General features: G+C 69.3%; 17 protein-coding genes. 11 read left to right on the top strand and 6 right to left on the bottom strand.

Features of this window, described 5'->3' with window-relative positions; translation table 11 throughout:
- Positions 1–118 precede the first annotated feature (118 nt).
- The 5 genes from ACZ7OI_RS09815 to ACZ7OI_RS09795 all read left to right on the top strand — a co-directional run bounded on the left by ACZ7OI_RS09815 (position 119) and on the right by ACZ7OI_RS09795 (position 6,535).
- Entirely contained in the window at positions 119–946 is an 828-nt protein-coding gene (locus tag ACZ7OI_RS09815) for an SIS domain-containing protein (RefSeq protein ID WP_470264307.1), read from the top strand.
- Entirely contained in the window at positions 946–1,833 is an 888-nt protein-coding gene (locus tag ACZ7OI_RS09810) for a 1-phosphofructokinase family hexose kinase (protein WP_470263773.1), read from the top strand. The genes ACZ7OI_RS09815 and ACZ7OI_RS09810 overlap by 1 nt, the downstream gene beginning before the upstream one ends.
- Positions 1,830–2,666, top strand: coding sequence for a class II fructose-bisphosphate aldolase (locus tag ACZ7OI_RS09805; protein ID WP_470263772.1), 837 nt, complete (start codon positions 1,830–1,832; stop codon positions 2,664–2,666). The genes ACZ7OI_RS09810 and ACZ7OI_RS09805 overlap by 4 nt, the downstream gene beginning before the upstream one ends.
- Positions 2,667–2,945: 279 nt before the next feature.
- The gene (locus ACZ7OI_RS09800; RefSeq protein WP_470263771.1) at positions 2,946–5,570 is read left to right on the top strand and encodes an HAD family hydrolase; all 2,625 of its coding nucleotides are present in this window, start codon (positions 2,946–2,948) and stop codon (positions 5,568–5,570) included.
- Complete coding sequence (locus ACZ7OI_RS09795) at positions 5,570–6,535, top strand: class I SAM-dependent methyltransferase (RefSeq protein WP_470263770.1); 966 nt, start codon at positions 5,570–5,572, stop codon at positions 6,533–6,535. The genes ACZ7OI_RS09800 and ACZ7OI_RS09795 overlap by 1 nt, the downstream gene beginning before the upstream one ends.
- A gap of 93 nt (positions 6,536–6,628) precedes the next feature.
- Here ACZ7OI_RS09795 and ACZ7OI_RS09790 read toward each other — a convergent pair whose 3' ends face one another.
- Positions 6,629–8,104: a glucosyltransferase gene (locus ACZ7OI_RS09790; RefSeq protein ID WP_470263769.1), complete on the bottom strand. Its 1,476-nt coding sequence runs from the start codon at positions 8,102–8,104 to the stop codon at positions 6,629–6,631.
- Positions 8,105–8,502: 398 nt separating this feature from the next.
- Between ACZ7OI_RS09790 and ACZ7OI_RS09785 the strand changes: the two genes are divergently transcribed.
- Positions 8,503–9,714, top strand: coding sequence for an amidohydrolase family protein (locus ACZ7OI_RS09785; RefSeq protein WP_470263768.1), 1,212 nt, complete (start codon positions 8,503–8,505; stop codon positions 9,712–9,714).
- 371 nt (positions 9,715–10,085) lie between these two features.
- Here ACZ7OI_RS09785 and ACZ7OI_RS09780 read toward each other — a convergent pair whose 3' ends face one another.
- Complete coding sequence (locus tag ACZ7OI_RS09780) at positions 10,086–10,742, bottom strand: GntR family transcriptional regulator (RefSeq protein ID WP_470263767.1); 657 nt, start codon at positions 10,740–10,742, stop codon at positions 10,086–10,088.
- A 137-nt stretch (positions 10,743–10,879) separates the two neighbouring features.
- On the opposite strand from ACZ7OI_RS09780, the gene ACZ7OI_RS09775 reads away from it, so the two are divergent.
- On the top strand, positions 10,880–12,346 hold the full coding sequence (locus tag ACZ7OI_RS09775; protein ID WP_470263766.1) for a chlorohydrolase family protein: 1,467 nt from the start codon (positions 10,880–10,882) through the stop codon (positions 12,344–12,346).
- A gap of 13 nt (positions 12,347–12,359) precedes the next feature.
- Here ACZ7OI_RS09775 and ACZ7OI_RS09770 read toward each other — a convergent pair whose 3' ends face one another.
- From ACZ7OI_RS09770 to ACZ7OI_RS09760, 3 genes are read right to left on the bottom strand one after another with little or no spacing between them, the layout of a single operon-like run.
- The gene (locus tag ACZ7OI_RS09770) at positions 12,360–13,526 is read right to left on the bottom strand and encodes an amidohydrolase (RefSeq protein ID WP_470263765.1); all 1,167 of its coding nucleotides are present in this window, start codon (positions 13,524–13,526) and stop codon (positions 12,360–12,362) included.
- Positions 13,523–14,977, bottom strand: a complete 1,455-nt coding sequence (locus tag ACZ7OI_RS09765; protein ID WP_470263764.1) for a sodium:solute symporter family protein — start codon at positions 14,975–14,977, stop codon at positions 13,523–13,525. The genes ACZ7OI_RS09770 and ACZ7OI_RS09765 overlap by 4 nt, the downstream gene beginning before the upstream one ends.
- The gene (locus ACZ7OI_RS09760) at positions 14,974–15,189 is read right to left on the bottom strand and encodes a hypothetical protein (RefSeq protein ID WP_162834513.1); all 216 of its coding nucleotides are present in this window, start codon (positions 15,187–15,189) and stop codon (positions 14,974–14,976) included. The genes ACZ7OI_RS09765 and ACZ7OI_RS09760 overlap by 4 nt, the downstream gene beginning before the upstream one ends.
- Before the next feature lie 289 nt (positions 15,190–15,478).
- Between ACZ7OI_RS09760 and ACZ7OI_RS09755 the strand changes: the two genes are divergently transcribed.
- A complete protein-coding gene (locus ACZ7OI_RS09755) occupies positions 15,479–15,853 on the top strand; it encodes a hypothetical protein (protein ID WP_470263763.1) in 375 nt (124 codons plus the stop codon).
- Here the strand turns inward: ACZ7OI_RS09755 and ACZ7OI_RS09750 are convergent.
- Positions 15,850–16,455 (bottom strand): TetR/AcrR family transcriptional regulator, encoded by a 606-nt coding sequence (locus ACZ7OI_RS09750; RefSeq protein WP_470263762.1) that lies wholly within the window; start codon positions 16,453–16,455, stop codon positions 15,850–15,852. The genes ACZ7OI_RS09755 and ACZ7OI_RS09750 overlap by 4 nt on opposite strands.
- Positions 16,456–16,556: 101 nt before the next feature.
- On the opposite strand from ACZ7OI_RS09750, the gene ACZ7OI_RS09745 reads away from it, so the two are divergent.
- The 3 genes from ACZ7OI_RS09745 (at position 16,557) to ACZ7OI_RS09735 (ending at position 19,034) form a co-directional block, all read left to right on the top strand.
- Positions 16,557–17,342, top strand: a complete 786-nt coding sequence (locus ACZ7OI_RS09745; protein WP_470263761.1) for an SDR family NAD(P)-dependent oxidoreductase — start codon at positions 16,557–16,559, stop codon at positions 17,340–17,342.
- An 88-nt stretch (positions 17,343–17,430) separates the two neighbouring features.
- The gene (locus ACZ7OI_RS09740; protein WP_470263760.1) at positions 17,431–18,339 is read left to right on the top strand and encodes an NAD-dependent epimerase/dehydratase family protein; all 909 of its coding nucleotides are present in this window, start codon (positions 17,431–17,433) and stop codon (positions 18,337–18,339) included.
- Positions 18,340–18,389: 50 nt separating this feature from the next.
- Entirely contained in the window at positions 18,390–19,034 is a 645-nt protein-coding gene (locus tag ACZ7OI_RS09735) for a GntR family transcriptional regulator (protein WP_470263759.1), read from the top strand.
- Positions 19,035–19,234: the final 200 nt, after the last annotated feature.

The following is a 19,234-nucleotide window of genomic DNA, read 5'->3' as shown; positions in this document are numbered from 1 at the left end:
GTAGAGTGCCGACTGCGATCACGCTTCCCGCCCTGGATCGAAAGGCCTCCATCCCGTGTCCTCCCTTCCGGATGCCCCCGGCTCCTTCGTGGCCGCCGAACTGGCTTCCCAGCCCGAAATGTGGCGCGCGGCAGCCGCCCTCGCCCCGTCCGCCGCTCTGCCCCGGCCGGGCGAACGAGTGGCAGTCGTCGGCTGCGGCACCAGCTGGTTCATCGCGATGAGCTACGCCGTCGCCCGCGAACAACGCGGCCACGGGAGCACCGACGCCTTCGCCGGCTCCGAATACCCGGCGTCGCGCGAATACGACCGCGTCGTGGCGATCTCCCGCTCCGGCACCACGACCGAGATCGTCGACCTGCTCGCCGCCCTGCCTGCGCAGCGGACCGTGCTGATCACCGCGGTCGGCGAGAGCCCCGCCGCCGAACACGCGGACGAGGTCGTCGAACTTTCCTTCGCCGACGAGCAATCCGTCGTGCAGACGCGTTTCGCCACCACCGCACTCGCCCTGCTGCGCGCCGGTCTCGGCGACGACATCGACCAGCTCGCGACGGCCTGCTCGGAGGCGTTGGCCGAACCGATCGACGACCTGCTCGACGCCGAACAGGTCACCTTCGTCGGCCGCGGCCCCGCCGTCGGCCTTGCCTGCGAAGCCGCGTTGAAAACCCGCGAGGCCGCCCAATTCTGGGCCGAGTCCTATCCCGCCATGGACTACCGCCACGGCCCGATCGCGATCGCCCAGCCGGGCCGTCTCGTCTGGTCGCTGGGCTCGCCGCCCGCCGGCCTGGCCGAGGACGTAGCCCGCACCGGCGCGCGATTCGTGCACCACGACTTGGACCCGCTCGCCGCACTCGTTGTCGCGCAACGCTTCGCGGTGGCGCTGGCGGCCCGGCGCGGCCTGGACCCCGACCGCCCGCGCTCGCTGACGCGCTCGGTCATCCTCGTCTGATGATCGTCGCCGTGACGCCGAACCCGGCCATCGACGTCACCTACCGGATCGGCGTCCACGCTCCCGGCGAGACGAACCGGGTGCTCGAGGTGCAGCGACGCCCGGGCGGCAAGGGCGTGAACGTCGCCCGCGTGCTCGCCGCACTGGACGTCCCGGTCCGGGCGGTGCTCCCGCTGGGCGGCGATGCGGGCCGGTGGCTCGGTTCCACTGTGGACGTTCCGTTCGACGGCGTCCCGATTTCCGGCGAGAACCGCACCACCGTGACGGTGACCGGGGACGGTCACCCGACTGTCTACACGGAACCCGGCCCGGAAGTGTCCGAAGTGGAATGGGCAGCTTTCGGCAGGCGCCTGGCCGAATGTTTGTCTGGTGCGAGGTTCCTGGTAATTTCTGGCTCCCTGCCGCGCGGTGCCTCGCCGGAGCTGGTCGCTGAGTGGGTCCGCATCGCCCAGAAAGCCGGGGTGCGGACACTGGTCGATGCGTCCGGCCCGGCGTTGCTGGCCGCAGCGCGGGCTGGTGCTGTGGTGAAACCGAACCAGGCCGAACTGCTCGCTGCGACCTCTGCCGCCGACGAGGCTGCCGGTGCGGGAATGCTTCTCCGCCTTGGCGCGAAGTTGGTCGTCGTTTCGCGCGGGGCGGACGGTATTGCCGCCTATACCCCGGGCGGTGTCTTCACGGTCCCTGCCATCCCCGACGTGCACGGCAACCCAACCGGTGCCGGAGACGCCGCAACCGCCGGACTTGCCGCCGCCCTCGCCGCCGGCCGTCCCCTGATCGAAGCCCTGCGCGCCGCCGCCGCATTGGGCGCCGCAGCCGTCCTCCGCCCCGTCGCCGGCGAGGTCGACCTGCCCGCCTACCACCGATTCCTGAACGGAGCCCCCGCATGATCACCCGCCCCGACCTGCCCCGGCTACTCGCCGCCGCCCGCGAGCGCGGTTCCGCCGTGGGCGCTTTCAACGTGATCATGCTGGAACACGCCGAGGCCATCGCCGAAGGCGCGGAGCAGGCCGGATTGCCGGTGGTGCTGCAGATCAGCGAGAACTGCGTCCGCTACCACGGCGGCCTGGCCCCGATCACCGTGGCGTCGCTGGAAATCGCCCGCCGCGCGTCCGTCGACGTGCTGGTGCACCTGGACCACATCGAAGACCCCGAGCTGATCCACGAGGGAATCGCGCTGGGCGTCGACAGCGTGATGTACGACGGATCACGCCTGCCCTACGCGGAAAACCTGCGCACGACCCGCGAAATCGCCGACCTGTGCCACGACGCGGGCGTGGCAGTGGAAGCGGAACTAGGCGAGGTCGGCGGCAAGGACGGCGTGCACGCCCCCGGCGCCCGCACCGATCCGGCCGAGGCGGCGGACTTCGTGGCCGCAACTGGTGTCGACGCACTGGCGGTGGCCGTGGGGACATCCCACGCGATGGTGGAACGGACCGCTCAGGTGGACCGTTCGCTGGTAGCCCGATTGCGAGATACCATCCCGGTCCCGCTGGTATTGCACGGCTCGTCCGGGCTGTCCGACGAAGAACTGCGCGGTGCGGTGGTGAGCGGGATGACGAAGGTTAATATCTCAACGCACCTGAACGGCCTGTTCACGCGCTCGGTCCGGCAGTTCCTGGAGGAACAGCCGGAGGCGGTGGATCCGAGGAAGTACGTCCGGCTGGGGAGGACCGCGGTGGCGTCGGAGACTGCCCGGCTCCTCCGCCTGCTTGCCGGTTGACTTGTAATGCTGTAACCAGAAATGCGATCCCCCGGTCAAAGATTTGCGGACTGATGCTGGCCGGAACCGGGCGGACCTGGGTTACTTCAGAATAGTTTACGTCGTTTAGCCCAGCGGGATCCGCCGATCGGTCGCCCATGCGGGGCACGGTGTTCGCGGTGCGGCCGAGTGCTGCCGAAGAGGCGGTCACGGCAAGATAACTAACCCGTCCGGGTGAATCGCGCACAAAGGGCTGCGATACCTTTCTTCGAAGAAAGACAGCTTCGAAGAGGGGGAATCATGCCTGACCACAACCAGATCGAGCACCGAAGACTCCGGCAGGTGGCCCAGGTCATCGCGGACGGTTCTTGTTCGGTTGTTTCGTTCGATGTTTTCGACACCATTCTCTGGCGGCGCACGCCGCGCCCCGCCGACCTTTTCGGCGTCCTGGGCTCCCGCCTCCGCCGCGGAGGACAGTGCGAGGACTGGATCTCCGACGCCGCCTTCCGGCGGATGCGGATCGTCGCGGAGCGGGACGCCCGGCGCGAGGCCTCCGGCGGCGAGGTGTCGCTCTTCGACATCTGGCGCGCGATGCCGCTTCGGCAGTTCCGGGGCGCCTCGCTGAAAGAACTGGTCCAGGCCGAGGTCGACGCAGAGCGGGACTTCACGGTTGTCGACCTCGACGTCGCGGCCGTCATCGAATCGGCGCGGGACAACGGCATCTCTGTCGTCCTCGTTTCCGACACGTATTTCACCGAGGACCAGCTGGCGCACCTGCTCGACCGGCCGGGGCTCGAAGCGCTGAAAGGCGCCCAGGTCTTCCGGTCCCACCAGCACGGCAAGGACAAGGCGTCCGGCCTGTGGGAGATCGTCCTGGCCGAACTCGGCGTCAGCCCGGAGCAGGTGGTGCACGTCGGAGACAACGAGATCGCCGACTGCGAAGTTCCGGAGAAGCTCGGCATCCGGACCGTTCACTACGAACGGGTCGACGATGCCTACGCGCGGATCCTCGAGCGGGAGCAGGAACCCGTCGACCCGTTCGGCGCGTACGCCCCGCACTTCGACCCTGATCGCGGCGACTTCGGCATCACGAGCCTGCGGGCGAAGACGCTGCAGAGCTTTTCGCCGGAGGGCACCGGCGGGACGAAGACCGCCTGGCGCTACGGCGCGTCGATCGTCGGGCCGGTCCTGACGGGATTCGCCGAATGGGTCGCGTTCAAGGCGCACCAGGCGGGCACTCCCGTCGTGTGGTGCCCGATGCGCGAAGGCGAACTGCTGTCCGAGCTGGTCAACAACGCGGCGCGGGCTCGCGGATGGGACGTGACCGCGAAGCCGGTCTGGCTTTCGCGCCAGGTCACCTCGATCGCGGCGCTGGAGAGTGCGGACCGGGACGAGATCGTCAAGTTCGTGAGAAAGCGCCACGAGCTGACCGTCCGACAGCTGCTGGCGATGCTGCACCTGCGAGTCGGGGACGTGCCGCACCTGGCCGAGGACCTCGACACCGTGCTGGACAACGACGAGATCGCGGAGCGGCTGGGAGTCGCGCTGACCGAGATGCCGCACCTGGTCAACCGGCTCGCGGTGACCGCGACGGCGTCGCGCGAGCGGCTTGTCCGGTCGTTGCGCGACGCCGGGGCCCTGGACCGGCCGGACCTGACGCTGGTCGATCTCGGCTGGGGCGGCACGATCCAGCTGCAGCTCGCCCGGGTGCTGCGGCTCGCCGGAATCGGCATCGAACCGGCCGGCCTCTATCTCGCCACCGACGACCGGTCCGTCCAGGTCCTGCTCGCCGGGCTGCGCGCCGAAGGCTATCTCGGCCAGTCCGGGCATCCGGCGGACGCGGTCGGCGCGGTGGTCCGCAGCCCCGAGGTCCTGGAACAGTCGGTCAACGCCCTGTGCGGTTCGCTCGTCGACTTCGCCGAGGACGGTTCGCCGGTGCTGGGCGTCGCGGCGGGCCGGGAGGCCCAGAACCTGGAACGGACCGCCGTGCAGAACGGAATCCGGGCGTTCCAGCAGCAGTGGAACCGTTACGTCGCAATGAACGACACGACGTGGCCCGCTCTCGTGGACACCGCGAAGGAGCGCTTGGCCAACATCCTCGTCTCCTCGCTGAAGCTGCCCACCGCCGAAGAGGCCTCGGTGTTCGGCAACTGGGAACACGAGGACAACTTCGGTTCGGAGGTGGTCACCCGGGTCCTGCCGGACGACCTCGTCCCCGCGATTCCGTACCTTTCGCCGAGCGACCTCGACGACCTGCAGATGCGCGATTCCTTCTGGCCCGCGTTGCTCGCGGCGGCGGACCCGCACCTCGGAGCCGCGGCCCGGGCGATCCACAATGGACTCGTCGACCCGGCCATGTTCGAGCCCTCGGGGGAGTCGTCGGCCACGACCCTGCGCTACCGGACCGCGGACGGGCAGTGGCACGACGGGACGAGCCGTCGCGTGCGGATCAACCACAACGGTCTTTCGTTCGCCCGGATGGAGGTCTACGACACGGACATCGAGCTGGTCTCGCTGGCGGTCCCGGGCAGGCCCGCGCTCGTGCGGGTGGACTGGATCGAAGTCAGGGCCATCGCGGGCGGACGCCCTCGGACCTTGCGCTGGAACAGCACGGACGACTTCGCCCGGCTGCACTACGAAGACTGTGCCTGGCTGGGCGCGAACATGGTCGAGTTCCATTCGCCGCTCGCCGCGATCTGGCTTCCGCTCGCGGAACAGGCGGGGGCGGCTGTCAGCTCCCTTCAGGTGACCGTCGCGTTCGCGATGCTGCCGCGGTCCCGGTCGGGGCTCGGCTACCGGATGCCGGCCGCCGACCGGACGGCCCGGCTTTCCGCGAAGGTGCGGGACGAGTTCCGCGAACGCGGCGTCATGGGCGTGACCGCGGGCGCCGCCCGGATCGCCGCGCGTCGGCTGAGGAGGCACTGATGGACGGCCCGTCGTCGCTCGCCCGGCGTGCCGGAACGAGGAACGATCCGTACGCCCAGACGCGGGAAGCCCGGAAGCAGCCGTTGCTGCTGCATTCGATGGCGGTGTTCCGGGAGATTTTCGAGGTCGTGTTCGCGCATCGCGAGATCCGTTCCGTCGTCGAGGTCGGCGTCGAATCGGGACAGGTCAGCGGCATGTATGCGGAACTGGGAGCGACGACCGTCCACTGCGTCGATCCCGGCGCCACCGGGCAGCTCCGCGCCACGCTGGCCGAGAATCCCGCTTTGCACCTGGTGACGACGCCTTCGCCGGAGGTGTTGCCGGAACTGCCCGTCGCCGACCTCTACGTGCTCGACGGCGACCACAACTACGCGGTCGTCGAGCGCGAGCTGACCTGGATTTTCGAGAACGCGCCCGGTGCTGTCGTCGTCATGCACGACCTGATGTGGCCGTGCGCGCGGAGGGACCTGTACTACGAGCCCTCGCCGCTCGCCCCGGCGGACAAGCACGCGTCGAGCTCGGACGGCCCGACCGCTTGGCACGACGAGCTGACGCCTGCCGGGTTCGTGGGAGCGGGAGCGTTCACGGTCGCGCAGCACGCCGGCGGCGAGCGCAACGGCGTGGCTACCGCGGTCGAGGATGTCCTTGCCAGAAAAGGGAACGAGCAGTGGCGGTTCGGGCTGGTGCCCGCCGTCTTCGGGATGGGCGTGCTGTATCGCGCGACTCCGGACGCTGACCAGCGGCTAGAGGACGCGTTGCGCCCGTACACGAATTCGAACCTGCTCGCCATGATGGAAAACAACCGCATCGCGCTCTATACCCGCGTGTTGCAAATGCAGTACGAGGCGGCGGCGCAGGCCGGACACGCCGACCAATTGGCTGAGACTGTTTCTGCGCAGCGACGCGAAATCGATCGATTGACAGCGGAGCTGCGTCGGGCCTGGGACGCACTTCGTGTTCACTGAAACGAGCCAGCGCGGGTGGTTGTGACCTGACCTGGCTATCGGATCGCCCGGCATTGCGGCGCGCACCTGTTCGACACGGTGCGCGCCGCGATGCTATTTCCGGAGCGCGGAACAGGGGAGGACGACTCCGAACAAGAGCGGTTCGCCGGGCGGCGGTTCAGGCGCCACAACGATGGTGACGTCGTCGGGCCCGGGGAAAATCGGGGCGGAGGTCTTTCCGTGTCTCTCGGCGACGAGAGGCGCCGGCTGCGGGGCACGCTCTCCGGGCGGCTTCTCGCAGACAGCTTCGGCGGACCGCAGGCTGGCGCTCCAGGAAGGCCCGAACGACCGGACCGTGGGCATAGTCCAGTCGCTGAGCAACTGGACGCCGAGGAAGGCGGCCGTCACGATCCCGATCAGCGCGGACGGTCCGGCCCCGCGAACATTCCGGACGGGATCGGATCGGGCGGGATCGAATCGGGCCGCCGCCTGGTCGAGGAGGACGATCACCGCGGTCCACAACAGCAGAAGCGGGACGATCGTGTACCGGGAATCGCCCAGCCCGAAGGATTCCCGGGGGAGAACGCCGCCGGTGCCGCGAAGCCCGACCGAGACGACCAGATAGGCGACGGACGCCAGGAGGGACGCGATGGCGACGACCCGCGCCGGCGGGGCGGCGGTGCGCAGGAGGAGCGCCAGCCCGGCGAGCACGAGAACGCAGACGGCCACGACGATCGGCAAGCCAAGGGGCACGTACACGGACGTGAGCTCGCGGTCGCCGACGACTGCGCTCAGGACGACGCGGAGCCCGTAGATCTTGGGGAGGTCCCACACATTCGTCGGGCTCGCGCGGAACGGCACTGATTGCGTGAAGTGCACCCAGGCCTGGACTGCCAGCGCGGCGCACATCGCCGCGGGGGCGAGCAAGGCGAGGCGGCGGCGCGAGGTCCGGAGCACGCCGATGATCGCGATCGGCAGGACCAGTGCCGTCAACGGATCCGAGAGCGCGGCCAGGACGACCACCGCCGCTGCTCCGAGCTGGCCCCGAAGCGACTTCGGCGGAACCAGCAGCACCCAGAAAGCGGCGTACGCGAGATGCCAGTGCAGGTCGCAGATCGCGCCGTTCACTTCGAATCCGGCCTGCGGCAGAAGCGGCACCAGCGCGGTCAGCAATGCGCGCGCCCACAAGGTCTGGACCACCTTGCCGCTGCGGAACCAGACCAGCAGGGAGACCAGCGCCACGACGAACGCCGCGCTCGACGCGAGCCAGACCGCGAACCATTCGACGGGGAGATGCCGGACCGGCTGGGCGAGCAGCCGGGCGACGACCTGGAGATATCCGGCGTGCTGCGCGAAGAGGTTGTCCCAGAACGAATGCCGCAGCGCCTGGTTGACGAAAACGCTGGCGTCCTCGGCCCACGGCACGTCCGGTGCGCGATGCCCGGGGCCGCGGATCAGCTGCAGCCAGGTCGCCGCCAGCAGCCAGGCGGCGCACAAGGCTCCGGTGCGCCAAGGCCGGCGGCGAGGGAGTTCAGCGCGGGGAGAGCCGACGTTGTCAACGGGCCCGGCAATGTCCGGCTGGACGATCACGATCGAACTTCTCCTTGTGAAATCTTTTCCCGCGGAACTCGAAGCAATGCACGTCTTGAACGGGTGTGACTGGGCTGAATGCAGTAATCGAGTGCCGAGCGGCGGTCGGGCGGCACTGCACCTATCGGGAAAGCGATGCGATTTCTTACCGGTATTACTTGTGTCGCGCATCACATGACAGTTTTGCTGGCGAGTGGAAAGAGTCCGCGTTTGTCTCGCTGCTAATCGAGGTGGTGGTCGTCGATTGGCGTCCGGCGGATCTGTTCCCGGTCGGGCGTGAGCGCGGCGGCGCACCCGTGCCGGGTTCGGCGTCCGGACGACAGTGCTTTGGGGTGCGCCGCTGAGACGTCCGGTACTCTTGGTATACCAAAGTGCTCCCGCTGAGAAAGGTGCTCTCCGTGTTGATCCGTGACGTCCGTCCCTGGGGCGGTCAGCGCAGCGACGTCGAGGTGGCCGGCGGCCGGATCGCCGCGGTCCGGCCGCATGATCCGGCGGCGGTGCCCGGTCAGGATGTGGTCGAGGGGCGCGGGCGATTGCTGTTCCCGTCGTTCAGCGACGTGCACGTCCACCTCGACTCGACGCGGATCGGGCTGCCGTTCCGGCCGCACACCGGCGCGCCGGGGGTGTGGGTGATGATGCTGAACGACCGCGAGAACTGGCGGAACGCCGAAGTCCCGCTGCCGGAACGCGTCGCGGGCACGTTGGAGCGGATGATCGCGAACGGGACCACCCGCGTGCGCACTTACGCGCAGGTCGACGTGGACTGTCAGCTCGAGAAGCTCGACGCCGTCCTCGCGGCCAAGGAGCGCTTCGCCGGGCACGCGGATGTCGAGGTGATGGCGTTTCCGCAGGCCGGGATCCTGCGCGAGCCCGGCACGGTCGACGTGCTGGAGGCATCGCTGCGCTCGGGCGCGTCGGTCGTCGGCGGGATCGATCCGTGCTCGCTGGACAAGGATCCCAAGGGGCACTTGGACGTCGTCTTCGGGCTGGCCGAGAAGTACGGCGTCGAGGTGGACATCCATCTCCACGAGCCGGGGCATCTCGGCGTGTTCTCGACGGACTTGGTGATCGAGCGGGTCCGCGCGCTGGACATGCGCGGCAAGGTGACCATGTCGCACGCCTACGAGCTGGGTTCGGTTTCGGAGGCGGTGAGCCGTCGTCTGATCGACACGTTCGCGGAGCTGGACATCGCGATGGCGACCGTCGCGCCGTCCGTCGATCGGCAGTTGTCGCTCGCGGACCTGACGACCGCGGGCGTGCGCGTCGGGCTGGGGGAGGACGGCCAGCGCGACTACTGGAGTCCGTACGGCAACTGCGACCTCCTCGACCGTACTTGGCAGCTGGCCTTCACCCACGGCTTCCGCCGCGACGAGCTGATCGAGATGGCCCTGGCGGTCGCGACGATAGGCGGGGCGTCGATCATGAGCCACGACGTCCCGCGGCTGGCGGGCATCGCCGACCGGCCCGGGGTGGCGATCGGCGACCGTGCGGACCTGGTCCTGGTGGACGGCGAAACTCCGACGAGCGCCGTGATGGACCGCGGCAAGGACCGGACGGTGCTGCACGACGGGATCGTGGTGGCCGATGGGTTGGCGGTTGTCGACCTCTGACGGGGCGGGGGTCCGGCGGGGGCGGGAGAGCCTGCTGGACTGATGCCGGGTCCCTGGAGATCTCACAGGGCACGCGCGGTACCGCCCCTGAGATCTCAACGCCGCCGGACTGGATGGCGTTGAGATCTCACCAATGTCAGACCGTCCACAACGGAGCGCGACTGATATCTCACCGGCGCAGGTTGATCGAATCGCGATAGGACGTGGGATATCGCGACCAGCCCCGCCGCACCCAGCAGCTCCTGATATCTCACCAACCTGCGCATCCCCGCACAGCAGCGTCGAGACCCCGGCAGAGTGCATCGCCCGCCCCACCGCGCCGCAATGCCCCGCAACTCGTCAAACCCCGAGATCCAGCGAGCGACGCAAATTCACCCCGCCGAAGCGGCTTCCTCCGCCGGATGCCGCCGCGCCGCCTCGCTGGTGCCCGTCGCGAGGTGGGCCAGCACAAGGCGTTCCACCCGTTCGACATCCCGGTCCACGATCGCCTCGTACAGAAGCTCGTGCTCCGCCGCCATGGCTTCCAGGTCGTCGTGTTGGCCGAGCAGCCATCGCATCCGGCTGCGCAGCGTCCGCTCCAGTTCGCCGAGCAGTTCGTTCGCCGACAGCGACGTTACGACCTCGTGGAAGTCCGCGGCCGCGCGGCGAGCCGAAACCGCGTCGCCTGCTCGGGCGGCGCGCAGTTCCGTGTCGAGAACCTCCCGCAGCCGCGCCAGGCCCTCGCGCGTCCGGCGCTGCGCGGCGAGCCGGAAAGTGAGGCCCTCGAAGGCCGTGCGCACCTCGTTGAGATCCGCGACATCCGACGCGGTGAACTCCCGCACCACCGACCACGACCGCGGCCGCGGCGTCACCAGGCCCTCGTTTCCCAGTGCGCGCAACGCATCCCGCACCGGCACCCGGCTCACGCCCATCTCGGCGGCCAGATCCCGTTCGACCAGCTTGCTGCCGGGAGCCCGCGTGCCGTCGAGGATTTCGTTGCGCAGCCGTTCCGTGACGCGCTCCGATTCCGAGGCGAAACCCGGCTCCATCCGATGCCCTCCCGCCGCCGTCACCGACAGTATCGGCGAACCTTCCCCCAGGTTCCCGGAAAAACCCGTACCCGGCAAGGTCTGGTAGCCAGGTTCCGCCGTTTGGTATACCTAAATGCACCGACGGAAGGAACCCGATGCGTACTCGCTGGCGCGCGCGCCATGTGCTGGCCCACCAGAACGGACAGCACGCCCTGCTCGAAAACGGCGAGGTCGTCTGGGAGGACGACGTCGTCACCTACGTCGGCCCGCGGTGTGCCGGAACGACCGATCTGGACGTCGACCTCGGCGAAGCGCTCGTCCTTCCGGGCCTGATCGACCTCGACGCGCTGACCGATGTGGACCATCTCGTCCTCGATTCCTGGGCCGCCGCGGACCGTGCGACTGGGCTGCAGTGGTCCGAGGACTATTTCGCGCACCGCCGTCACGACGTCTTCACTCCGGAAGAACGGCAGACCATTCGCGAGTATGCGCTCGTTCAGTTGGCGCTGCACGGCATCACGACATTCATGCCGATCGCGTCGGAGGTCCACTCGTCGTGGGCCGAGCCGTACGAGGAACTTGTCGCGATGGCGGACTTCTCGCGGAACCTCGGGCTGCGCGGATATCTCGGCCCTGCTTACCGTTCCGGCATCAATGTGGCCACTGTGGACGGTACGCGCACGGTTGCCTTTGACGAGCCACGGGGGGAAGAGGGACTAGCCGACGCGTTGCGGTTCCTCGACCACGTAACGGAGTTGGCGGATCCGCTCGTCAACGGAGTTCTGTTGCCGTGCCGGATCGAAACCCTCACCGAAGACCTCATGCGCGCCACCGCAGACGCCGCGCGGCAGCGTGACGTCCTGGTTCGGCTCCATTGCCTGCAAGGCGTGCTGGAGCGGGAACTGATTCTGGACCGTTACGGCGCAACGCCGCTGGAAATGCTCAACCGCACCGGCCTTCTCGGCGACCGGCTGCTGATCCCGCACGGCCAGGTCCTCGACCGCCATCCCGACGTCTACGGCGAGGACCGCGGTGATGTCGCGACGCTCGCCGCAGCCGGCGCGTCGGTCATCCACTGCCCGCTCACGTCTTTCCGCTACGGCCACGCCCTGCGCTCGTTCCGCGACTACCGCGAAGCAGGCCTGAACCTGTGTCTGGGCACCGATTCCTTCCCGCCGGACCTGGTGCGCGGCATGGACGTCGGCGTGCACCTGGCGAAGGTCATGGACGACCGCGCCGACGCCGCTCCGGCGGAGTGGTACATCGAAGCCGCGACGCTCGGGGGTGCCCGCGCGCTCCGTCGCGACGACCTCGGAAAGCTGGCTCCGGGTGCGCAGGCGGACCTCGTCGCGTTCCATGTCGGCGACCTTCGCGACGGTGTGCGGGACGACCCGATCCGGACGTTCCTGCTCAGCGGAACCGCCCGTCAGGCAACGCATTCCGTCGTCGCGGGGCGGCCGGTGCTGGTCGACGGACACGTGCCCGGCGTCGACGAGCAGGGCCTCCGCCGTCGTGCGCAGGAGTTGTTCGAGGAGATGCGCGCCGCGTATTCGGAGCGGGATGTCGAACGCCGGGAGGCGGGGGAGTTGTTCCCTCCGACCTTCCCGGCGTTCCAGGAGTAACGAGGGGGCGGGGCTATCGCCGCGAGACGACAGCCCCGCCTTTCACCACGAGCCGCCGCGGAGGATGGGACACGACGGCCTCGGCCGGGTACGCTGTGTCTATCAAGAAGAAATCAGCGTGGTCGCCGATCTTGAGGCCGTAATCCTTGAGCCGTAACGCTTTCGCGCCGCCGTACGTCGCCGCGTGCAGCGCGAGTTCGATCTCCGGGTCGGTCCGGAACGAGCTGCGGTACGCCAGATGCATCGTGCGCGTCAGCATGTCGCCGTCGCCGTAGGGGCCCCACAGGTCGCGGATGCCGTCGTTGCCGCACGCGACGTTCGCGCCCGCTGCCCGCATTTTGGCCAGCGGCGGCACCGGCCGGTCGTACACCGCCGCGGTGGTGAGCGTGATCTGCTGCTCCGCGAGGCCCTCGATCAGCCGGTCCTGGTGCGCGTCCGGGATGCCGCAGATGCCGAACGCGTGTCCGATCGCGACTTTCCCGGCGAGGCCGAGCGCCTTCGTCCGCTCGATGATCAGCTCGATTTCCCACGCCCCGAGCGGACCTTCGTCGTGCAGATGCAGGTCGACGCCGCAGCCGTGCCGTGCGGCGATGTCGAAGATCGCGTCGAGGTGCCCGCGAGGATCGCGGTCGTAGCCGGCCGGGTCGATGCCGCCGACGTTCTCCACGCCGGATGCCACGGCCCGCTCCAGCAGCTCGAGCGTGCCGGGCCGGGTGAGCAGGCCGCCCTGGGGGAAGGCGACCTGCTCGACGGTGACCCGGCCGCGATGCCGCGCCGCCGCCTCCCGCACCGCCTCGATGCCGGACAGCCCCAGTTCGGGGTCGACATCGGTGTGCGTGCGGACGAATGAAGTGCCGTTCGCGATCATCGCGTCGAGCAGCGCGGCGGCGGGTTCGGGCGAGGGAAGCCCGAATTCCTTGCGGCGCCGCTGTTCGTTCGAGATCCGGTCGGCGAGGACCGAACCCGAGGTGTTCGGCACCCAGGGGAGGCCCCACAGGGTCTTGTCGATGTGACAGTGGGCGTCGACGAGACCGGGCAGCAGCAGTGCGCCGCCGCCGTCCTCGACCGGGAATCCGGTCGGCAAGTCGGCGGGCCCGAACCCGGCGATCCGCCCGTCGCGCACCAGCACGTCCGTCGGATCGCCGCCGCCGGGCCGGACGTTGCGCAGCAACAGATTCACGCGACACCCTCCACGGCCTCGGCGCGGACGGTCGGCTCGCGCCGCTCGGAAGTGGCGAGGCTGACGCCGACGGTGAGCACGACGTTGACGATGATGGCGAGAAGTCCGGGATTGAGGCCCCACAACGTGTTCTTTGAAGCAAGGACCGTCCACGCGACGATCGCAACGCCGACCACGAGACCGGTCGCCGCGCCCGCTTTGGTCAGCCGCCGCCACACCAGCCCCAGCACGATGGCCGGGAAGAACTGGGACACGCCGTTCTGGCCGGTCAGCAGCAGGTTCACCAGGAGAGCGGGCTGGAAGATCGCGAACAGCAGCGCCACCGCGGTCACCACGACGACCAGGCCGCGCGACAGCCGGAACACGCCCAGCTCAGAGGTTTTCGGCCGCAGGACGCCTTGGTAGACGTTGCGGGCCAGCAGCGTCGCGGACTGCAGGAGCAGCAGGCTGATCGGCACGATCGCGGCCAGCGCGCCCGCGCCGCCGACGAGCCCGACCACCCACGACGGCATGGTCTTCACTGTCAGCGAAAGCAGCGCGCCGTTGGTGGCGCTGCCCTTCAGACCCGGCACGACCAGCACCGCGGCGAAGCCGACAAACAGCGTCAGCGCGATCAGAATTTGGTACAAGGGAAGGTAAATCGCGTTGCGGCGGATCGTCTGCTCGGACTTCGCGGTGTACATCGCGGCCAGCGCGTGCGGAAACATGAAGAACGCCGCGCTCGTGACGAGCAGGGTCGACATCATCCACGGCACGCCGAGCGGACTGCCCGGCGCCGGTACGCCGAGGAAGCCGGGGTGCTGTGCCTGCACGGTGTCGATGAGATGTCCGAAGCCGCCGAAGTAGTGCACCGGAATCGCGATGCCGACGATCAGCACGGTGCCGATCAGCAGGATGTCCTTGAGCACCGACACCCACGCGGCGGCCTTCATGCCGGACGCGTAGACGAACACCGCGATCAGCACGACCGCCAGCACCATGCTGGTGACCCGGTTGATGCCGGTGGTCGTCTCGACGATCTGGCCGAGGCCGAGCAGCTGCGCCTCGATGTAGGGGATCATGAACGCCACGCCGACGATCGCGGTCAGCGCGCCGAACCACGGGCTGCGGAACCGGTGGGTGAAGAAGTCCGCTTGCGTGACGAGGTTGTGCTTCTTCGCGTACCTCCACAATGGAGGGAGGAAGAAGTAGGACAGGACGAAGGCGCACGTGCCGTAACCGGCGATGTAGAACGCCGCGCCGCCGTTGGCGTAGGCGAACCCGGAGGCACCGAGATAGGTGAAGGTCGAATAGGTCTCGCCCGCGGCGAGCACCCAGAACAGCAGCGTCCCGTACGACCGGCCGGCGACTGTCCACTGTTCGAGGTTCATCTGCTTCCGGCCGCGCGCGGCCAGTCCGATGACCACCGCCAGCGCCACTACGGCCAGCGCTACCACCGCGCCCGCGTTCATCGCTGCTCCTGCTCGGTTTCGGCGGCGCTCGGGCGCCGGATGCGGTCGGCGACGCCGAGGAACACGGGCGTGAGGGCCACCCAGAGGAGGATCCAGAACCCGATCTCGGGCAGGAACCAGATCCGGCCGTCGCCGCTGAACCAGGGCAGGCCGCCGATCATCGCCACGTAAGGGGTGAAGGCCACCGCGGCCACCACTGCGGAACGCTTCATCGCACACCCTTCGTTGTTTGGTATACCATAAGCGCGGCGGGTGGCGGGTTGTCAAGGGCGCGGGCGGGAACGATGCGGGCTCGCGACCGTTCCGGGCCGTGGGGCGGCAGCTGGTGATGGCGGAAAGCGGTCCGGTGAGGTGCGCGCAGGCTCTTGGCTGCTTGTCCTATTTGGACGCTGTCCGCCGAGCGCCGGTGCCCGTGGATCGCTTTGGTAGACCGGACTGCCGCGTAAACCGCTCGCTCGCGCTTCCTCTCGGCGGTTACCGCGCCGTCGAGAGGGGGACGTGATGGACAACCCGACGACGGAGCTGTGGCGTCCGACCGGCCCGGCCGAACTGGAGCTGGTGCGCCAGTCCGGCTGGCGCGCGTGGCCGCCGCGGCTTCCGGAGCGGCCGATCTTCTATCCGGTGCTGAACGAGGATTGCGCGGTGAAGATCGCGCGGGACTGGAATGTCCGGCACGACGGCGCGGGTTACGTGACCCGGTTCCGCGTCGAAACGGCGTTCCTGGACCGCTATCCGGTACGGCAAGGCGGGCGGCGAAACGATCCTGGAGCTGGGGGTTCCGGCCGAGGAGCTGGCGGAGTTCAACGCGCATCTGATCGGGGAGATCGAGGTCGTGCACGAATTCCGCTGACCGGCGGCTCGCGAGCGCGGTGCTAGCCGCTCGCGAGCCCGGCGGACAGCCCGCGGAAGCACCGGACCGCCAGTTCGACGGGCGCCGCCTTCTCGTCAGTCCCGGCCCAGATCTCCAGCGAAATCCGGATCGCGTCCGTCGCCGCCGCCGCGACCAGGTGCACCGTCACCTCGTCCGTGTCCGGCGCCAGCCGTGCCAGCACCGGCCGCAGCCGGGTTTCGGATTCGCCGTTCACCCGGTGCCACACGGCCGCCAAGGCCGAATCGTCGCCGCTCGCGGCTCGCAGCAGGCCGCGCGTCCAGGAGAACTCCCGGGTGGCGTCCGCGGCGGAGATCGTCTTGTGGATCGCGTCCTCGACCGCCTTCAGCAGCGGCGTGCCCTCGGGCGTCGACGCGAGGTGTTCCCGCCACGAATCGGCTCCGACGACCAGCAGCGGTGCGACTGCGTCCTCTTTGGTGCGGAAGTAGCGGTAGAACGTGCGCGGTGCGACGCCCGCCGCGGCGGCGATCGCTTCCGCGGTCGTCCCCTGTGCGCCATGCTCGGTGAACAGGCGCGCGGCGGCGCGGGCGATGTCGAGTTGCGTCGCCGCTTTGCGCCGTTCGGTCAGGGTCGGGGTCTTTCCGCTCACCACGGCCACGCTACCCGACTCCTGCCAATGGTGCCCGTCTCGCCAGAGTGGCACATTGTGCCACCTAGGCGTAGAGTGACGGATGAGGAAAGGAGCGGACCATGAACCGTTACGAAGGACGCCGGGTGCTGGTCACCGGAGCCGGCTCGGGCATCGGGCAGGCGACGGTCCTGCGGATGCTGGCCGAGGGCGGGCGCGTCGTCGCCGCTGACGTGAGCGAAGCGGGCCTGGCGGACACCGTCGAGAAGGCGGGCGACGCGGCGGACCGGCTCGGCACGGTGGTCGTGAACGTCGCCGACGAAGCGTCGGTCAAGGCCGGGGTCGCGTCGGCCGTCGAGCAGCTCGGCGGGCTGGACGCGGTCGTCAACGCCGCGGGCATCCTGCGGTCGGCGCACACGCACGAGATGCCGCTGGAGGCGTTCGAGCAGGTGCTGCGCGTCAACCTGGTCGGCACGTTCCTGGTGATCCGCGAGTCGATCCCGGCGCTGCGCGAGGGTTCCGCGCCCGCGGTGGTGAACTTCAGTTCGACGTCCGCGATGTTCGCGCACCCGTACATGGCGGCGTACGCGGCGAGCAAGGGCGGCATCCAGTCGATGACGCACGCGCTGGCGTCCGAGTACGCGAAGGACGGCATCCGCTTCACCGCCGTGCAGCCCGGTTCGATCTCCTCCGGGATGACCGACGGCAGCGGCAAGAGCAAGCAGAGCGTCGGCCCCGGCTTCCCCGAGGACGCCGATTTCACCCTGCTCGGCAAGCTGCTTCCCGCGCTGGGCCAGGGGTTCGCCGGTCCGGAGACGGTCGCGTCGGTCGTCGCGATGCTCGCCAGCGAGGACGCGGCGTTCATCACCGGCACCGAGGTCCGCATCGACGGCGGCACGCACTTCTGATGCGCGATTTGTTCAAGAATCAGCGGGTGGCCGGGCCGTAGCGTCGCGGCATGACAAAGTTTTCGACCGCGTGCTGCGAGGTGCCGCGGTGATCCTCGTGACTGGCGGGCTCGGCATGATCGGCGCGCACACGGCCAAGGCGCTCGCCGATCTCGGACAAGACGTGCTGGTCACCGGGCACCGGCGGACGGACGTCCCGTCGTTCCTGGAGGGCCGGGTCGCCGTGGAGACGCTGGACGTGACCGACCGGGACGCCTTCCTCGCGCTCGGCGACCGGTACGACATCAGCGCGATAGTCCACCTGGCGGGCAGCATCCCGGGCGACGACCCGGTCGCGTTCTTCCGGACGGACTTGGCCGGCCTGACCAACGCCCTGGACGCCGCCCTGACGTGGCAGGTGCGGCGGTTCGCGGTCGCGAGCAGCCTCGGCGTGTACATCGGACGCGACGAGCCGTCCTGGCATGAGGAGCTGCCGCTGCCGACCGCGGAACTGCCGCATCTGATCGTGGCGTTCAAGAAGGCCGTCGAACCGCTGACGACGCACAGCCTGCAGGGGAGCGGCGTCGAGCCGGTGGTGCTGCGGATCGGGACCGTGTGGGGACCGCTCGTGGACCCGGAATCTCCGTTCTTCCCGATTCCGTCATATCTCAACGCGGGGCTGTGCGGCGCCACGCCGCGCTCGCTGGTCGCCGACGAGGGATTCGACTGCTGCTACGCACCGGATGCCGGCCGCGCGATCGCGTTGCTGACGACGGCGCCTTCGTTGAGATATCAGACGTACAACGTGTCGAGCGGACAGCCGGTGACGAACCGGCAGTTCGCCGAGGCGCTGGCCGAGCTGGTGCCGGGCGTGCCGGACCGGCTGCAGCCCGGCGGGGAGACCGGGCCGTATCTGGATATTTCGCGGCTCAGGGAGGAAACGGGCTTCGCGCCGGAGTTCGACGTGCGGGCGGCGGTGGCGGATTACGCGGCGTGGCGGAAGGAGAATCCTCGCTGAGCGGCACCGGCCACAGTGGACGGTCCGGGCGGTGGTGCGAGAATGGCCGGATGGCAGCGGAACAGGGCGTCGAATCCGAGACGGACCGGGTCGTCCGGCAGCTCCGGGACGAGATCCTGGACGGGGCGCGCGCACCGGGCAGCAAGCTCGTCGAACGGGATCTCGCCGCGGATCTCGGCGTGAGCCGCGTGCCGGTGCGGGACGCGTTGAAGACGCTGGTCGCGGAAGGGCTGGTCACGCCGCGGCCCCGGACGTGGGCGGTGGTGCGGGAGTTCACCGCGAGCGACATCGCGGACCTGCAGGAAGTGCGCGCCGCGCTGGAAGTCCTGACGTTCAAGCTCGCCGCGACCCGGCATTCGCGCGCCGGACTGGACCAGCTCCGTTCCGCGCTGGAAGAGGAGACGGCCGCTGCCGCCGCCGGGGACGCGGTCACCGCGCACCGCGCGGCGGCGGACTTCCACGAGGCCGTGACGGCGATGGCCGGGAACGAACTGCTCAATGAACTGGAGCTGACGCTGCGCAGCCGGATGCGATGGCTGCTCGGACAGCACGAGGATCTGGAGCGGGTGGCGGGGGAGCACCGGGCGCTGTACGAGGCGATCGCCCGGCGGGACGTGGACACCGTGGAATCGCTGCTGCTGGAGCACATGGAGAGCGGTCGGCATTTGCGCGGGCTGGGGCGCGGCGAGGGCTGACGGTCCCGGCGCTGGCGGGCAACGGAAGCTGGACTGCCGGACGCGGAGGCGCCCGGGTCGCCGGGGAAGCTGGGCGGCCGTCGGCCTGAACTGAGGTGGGCGTGTCCCGCCTCAGGCGCGAAGACGTCCGGTCTGCGCGGTAGTGAGGCAGCGCAGGGAATCCGGGCGGCTACCGGGGTGAATCCGGTCGCGGGGCCGGT

The organism is Amycolatopsis sp. NPDC114503, from assembly GCF_055633655.1.
Note: the sequence above shows the minus strand (reverse complement) of the source record. Positions and strands in the feature narration are given on the sequence as shown.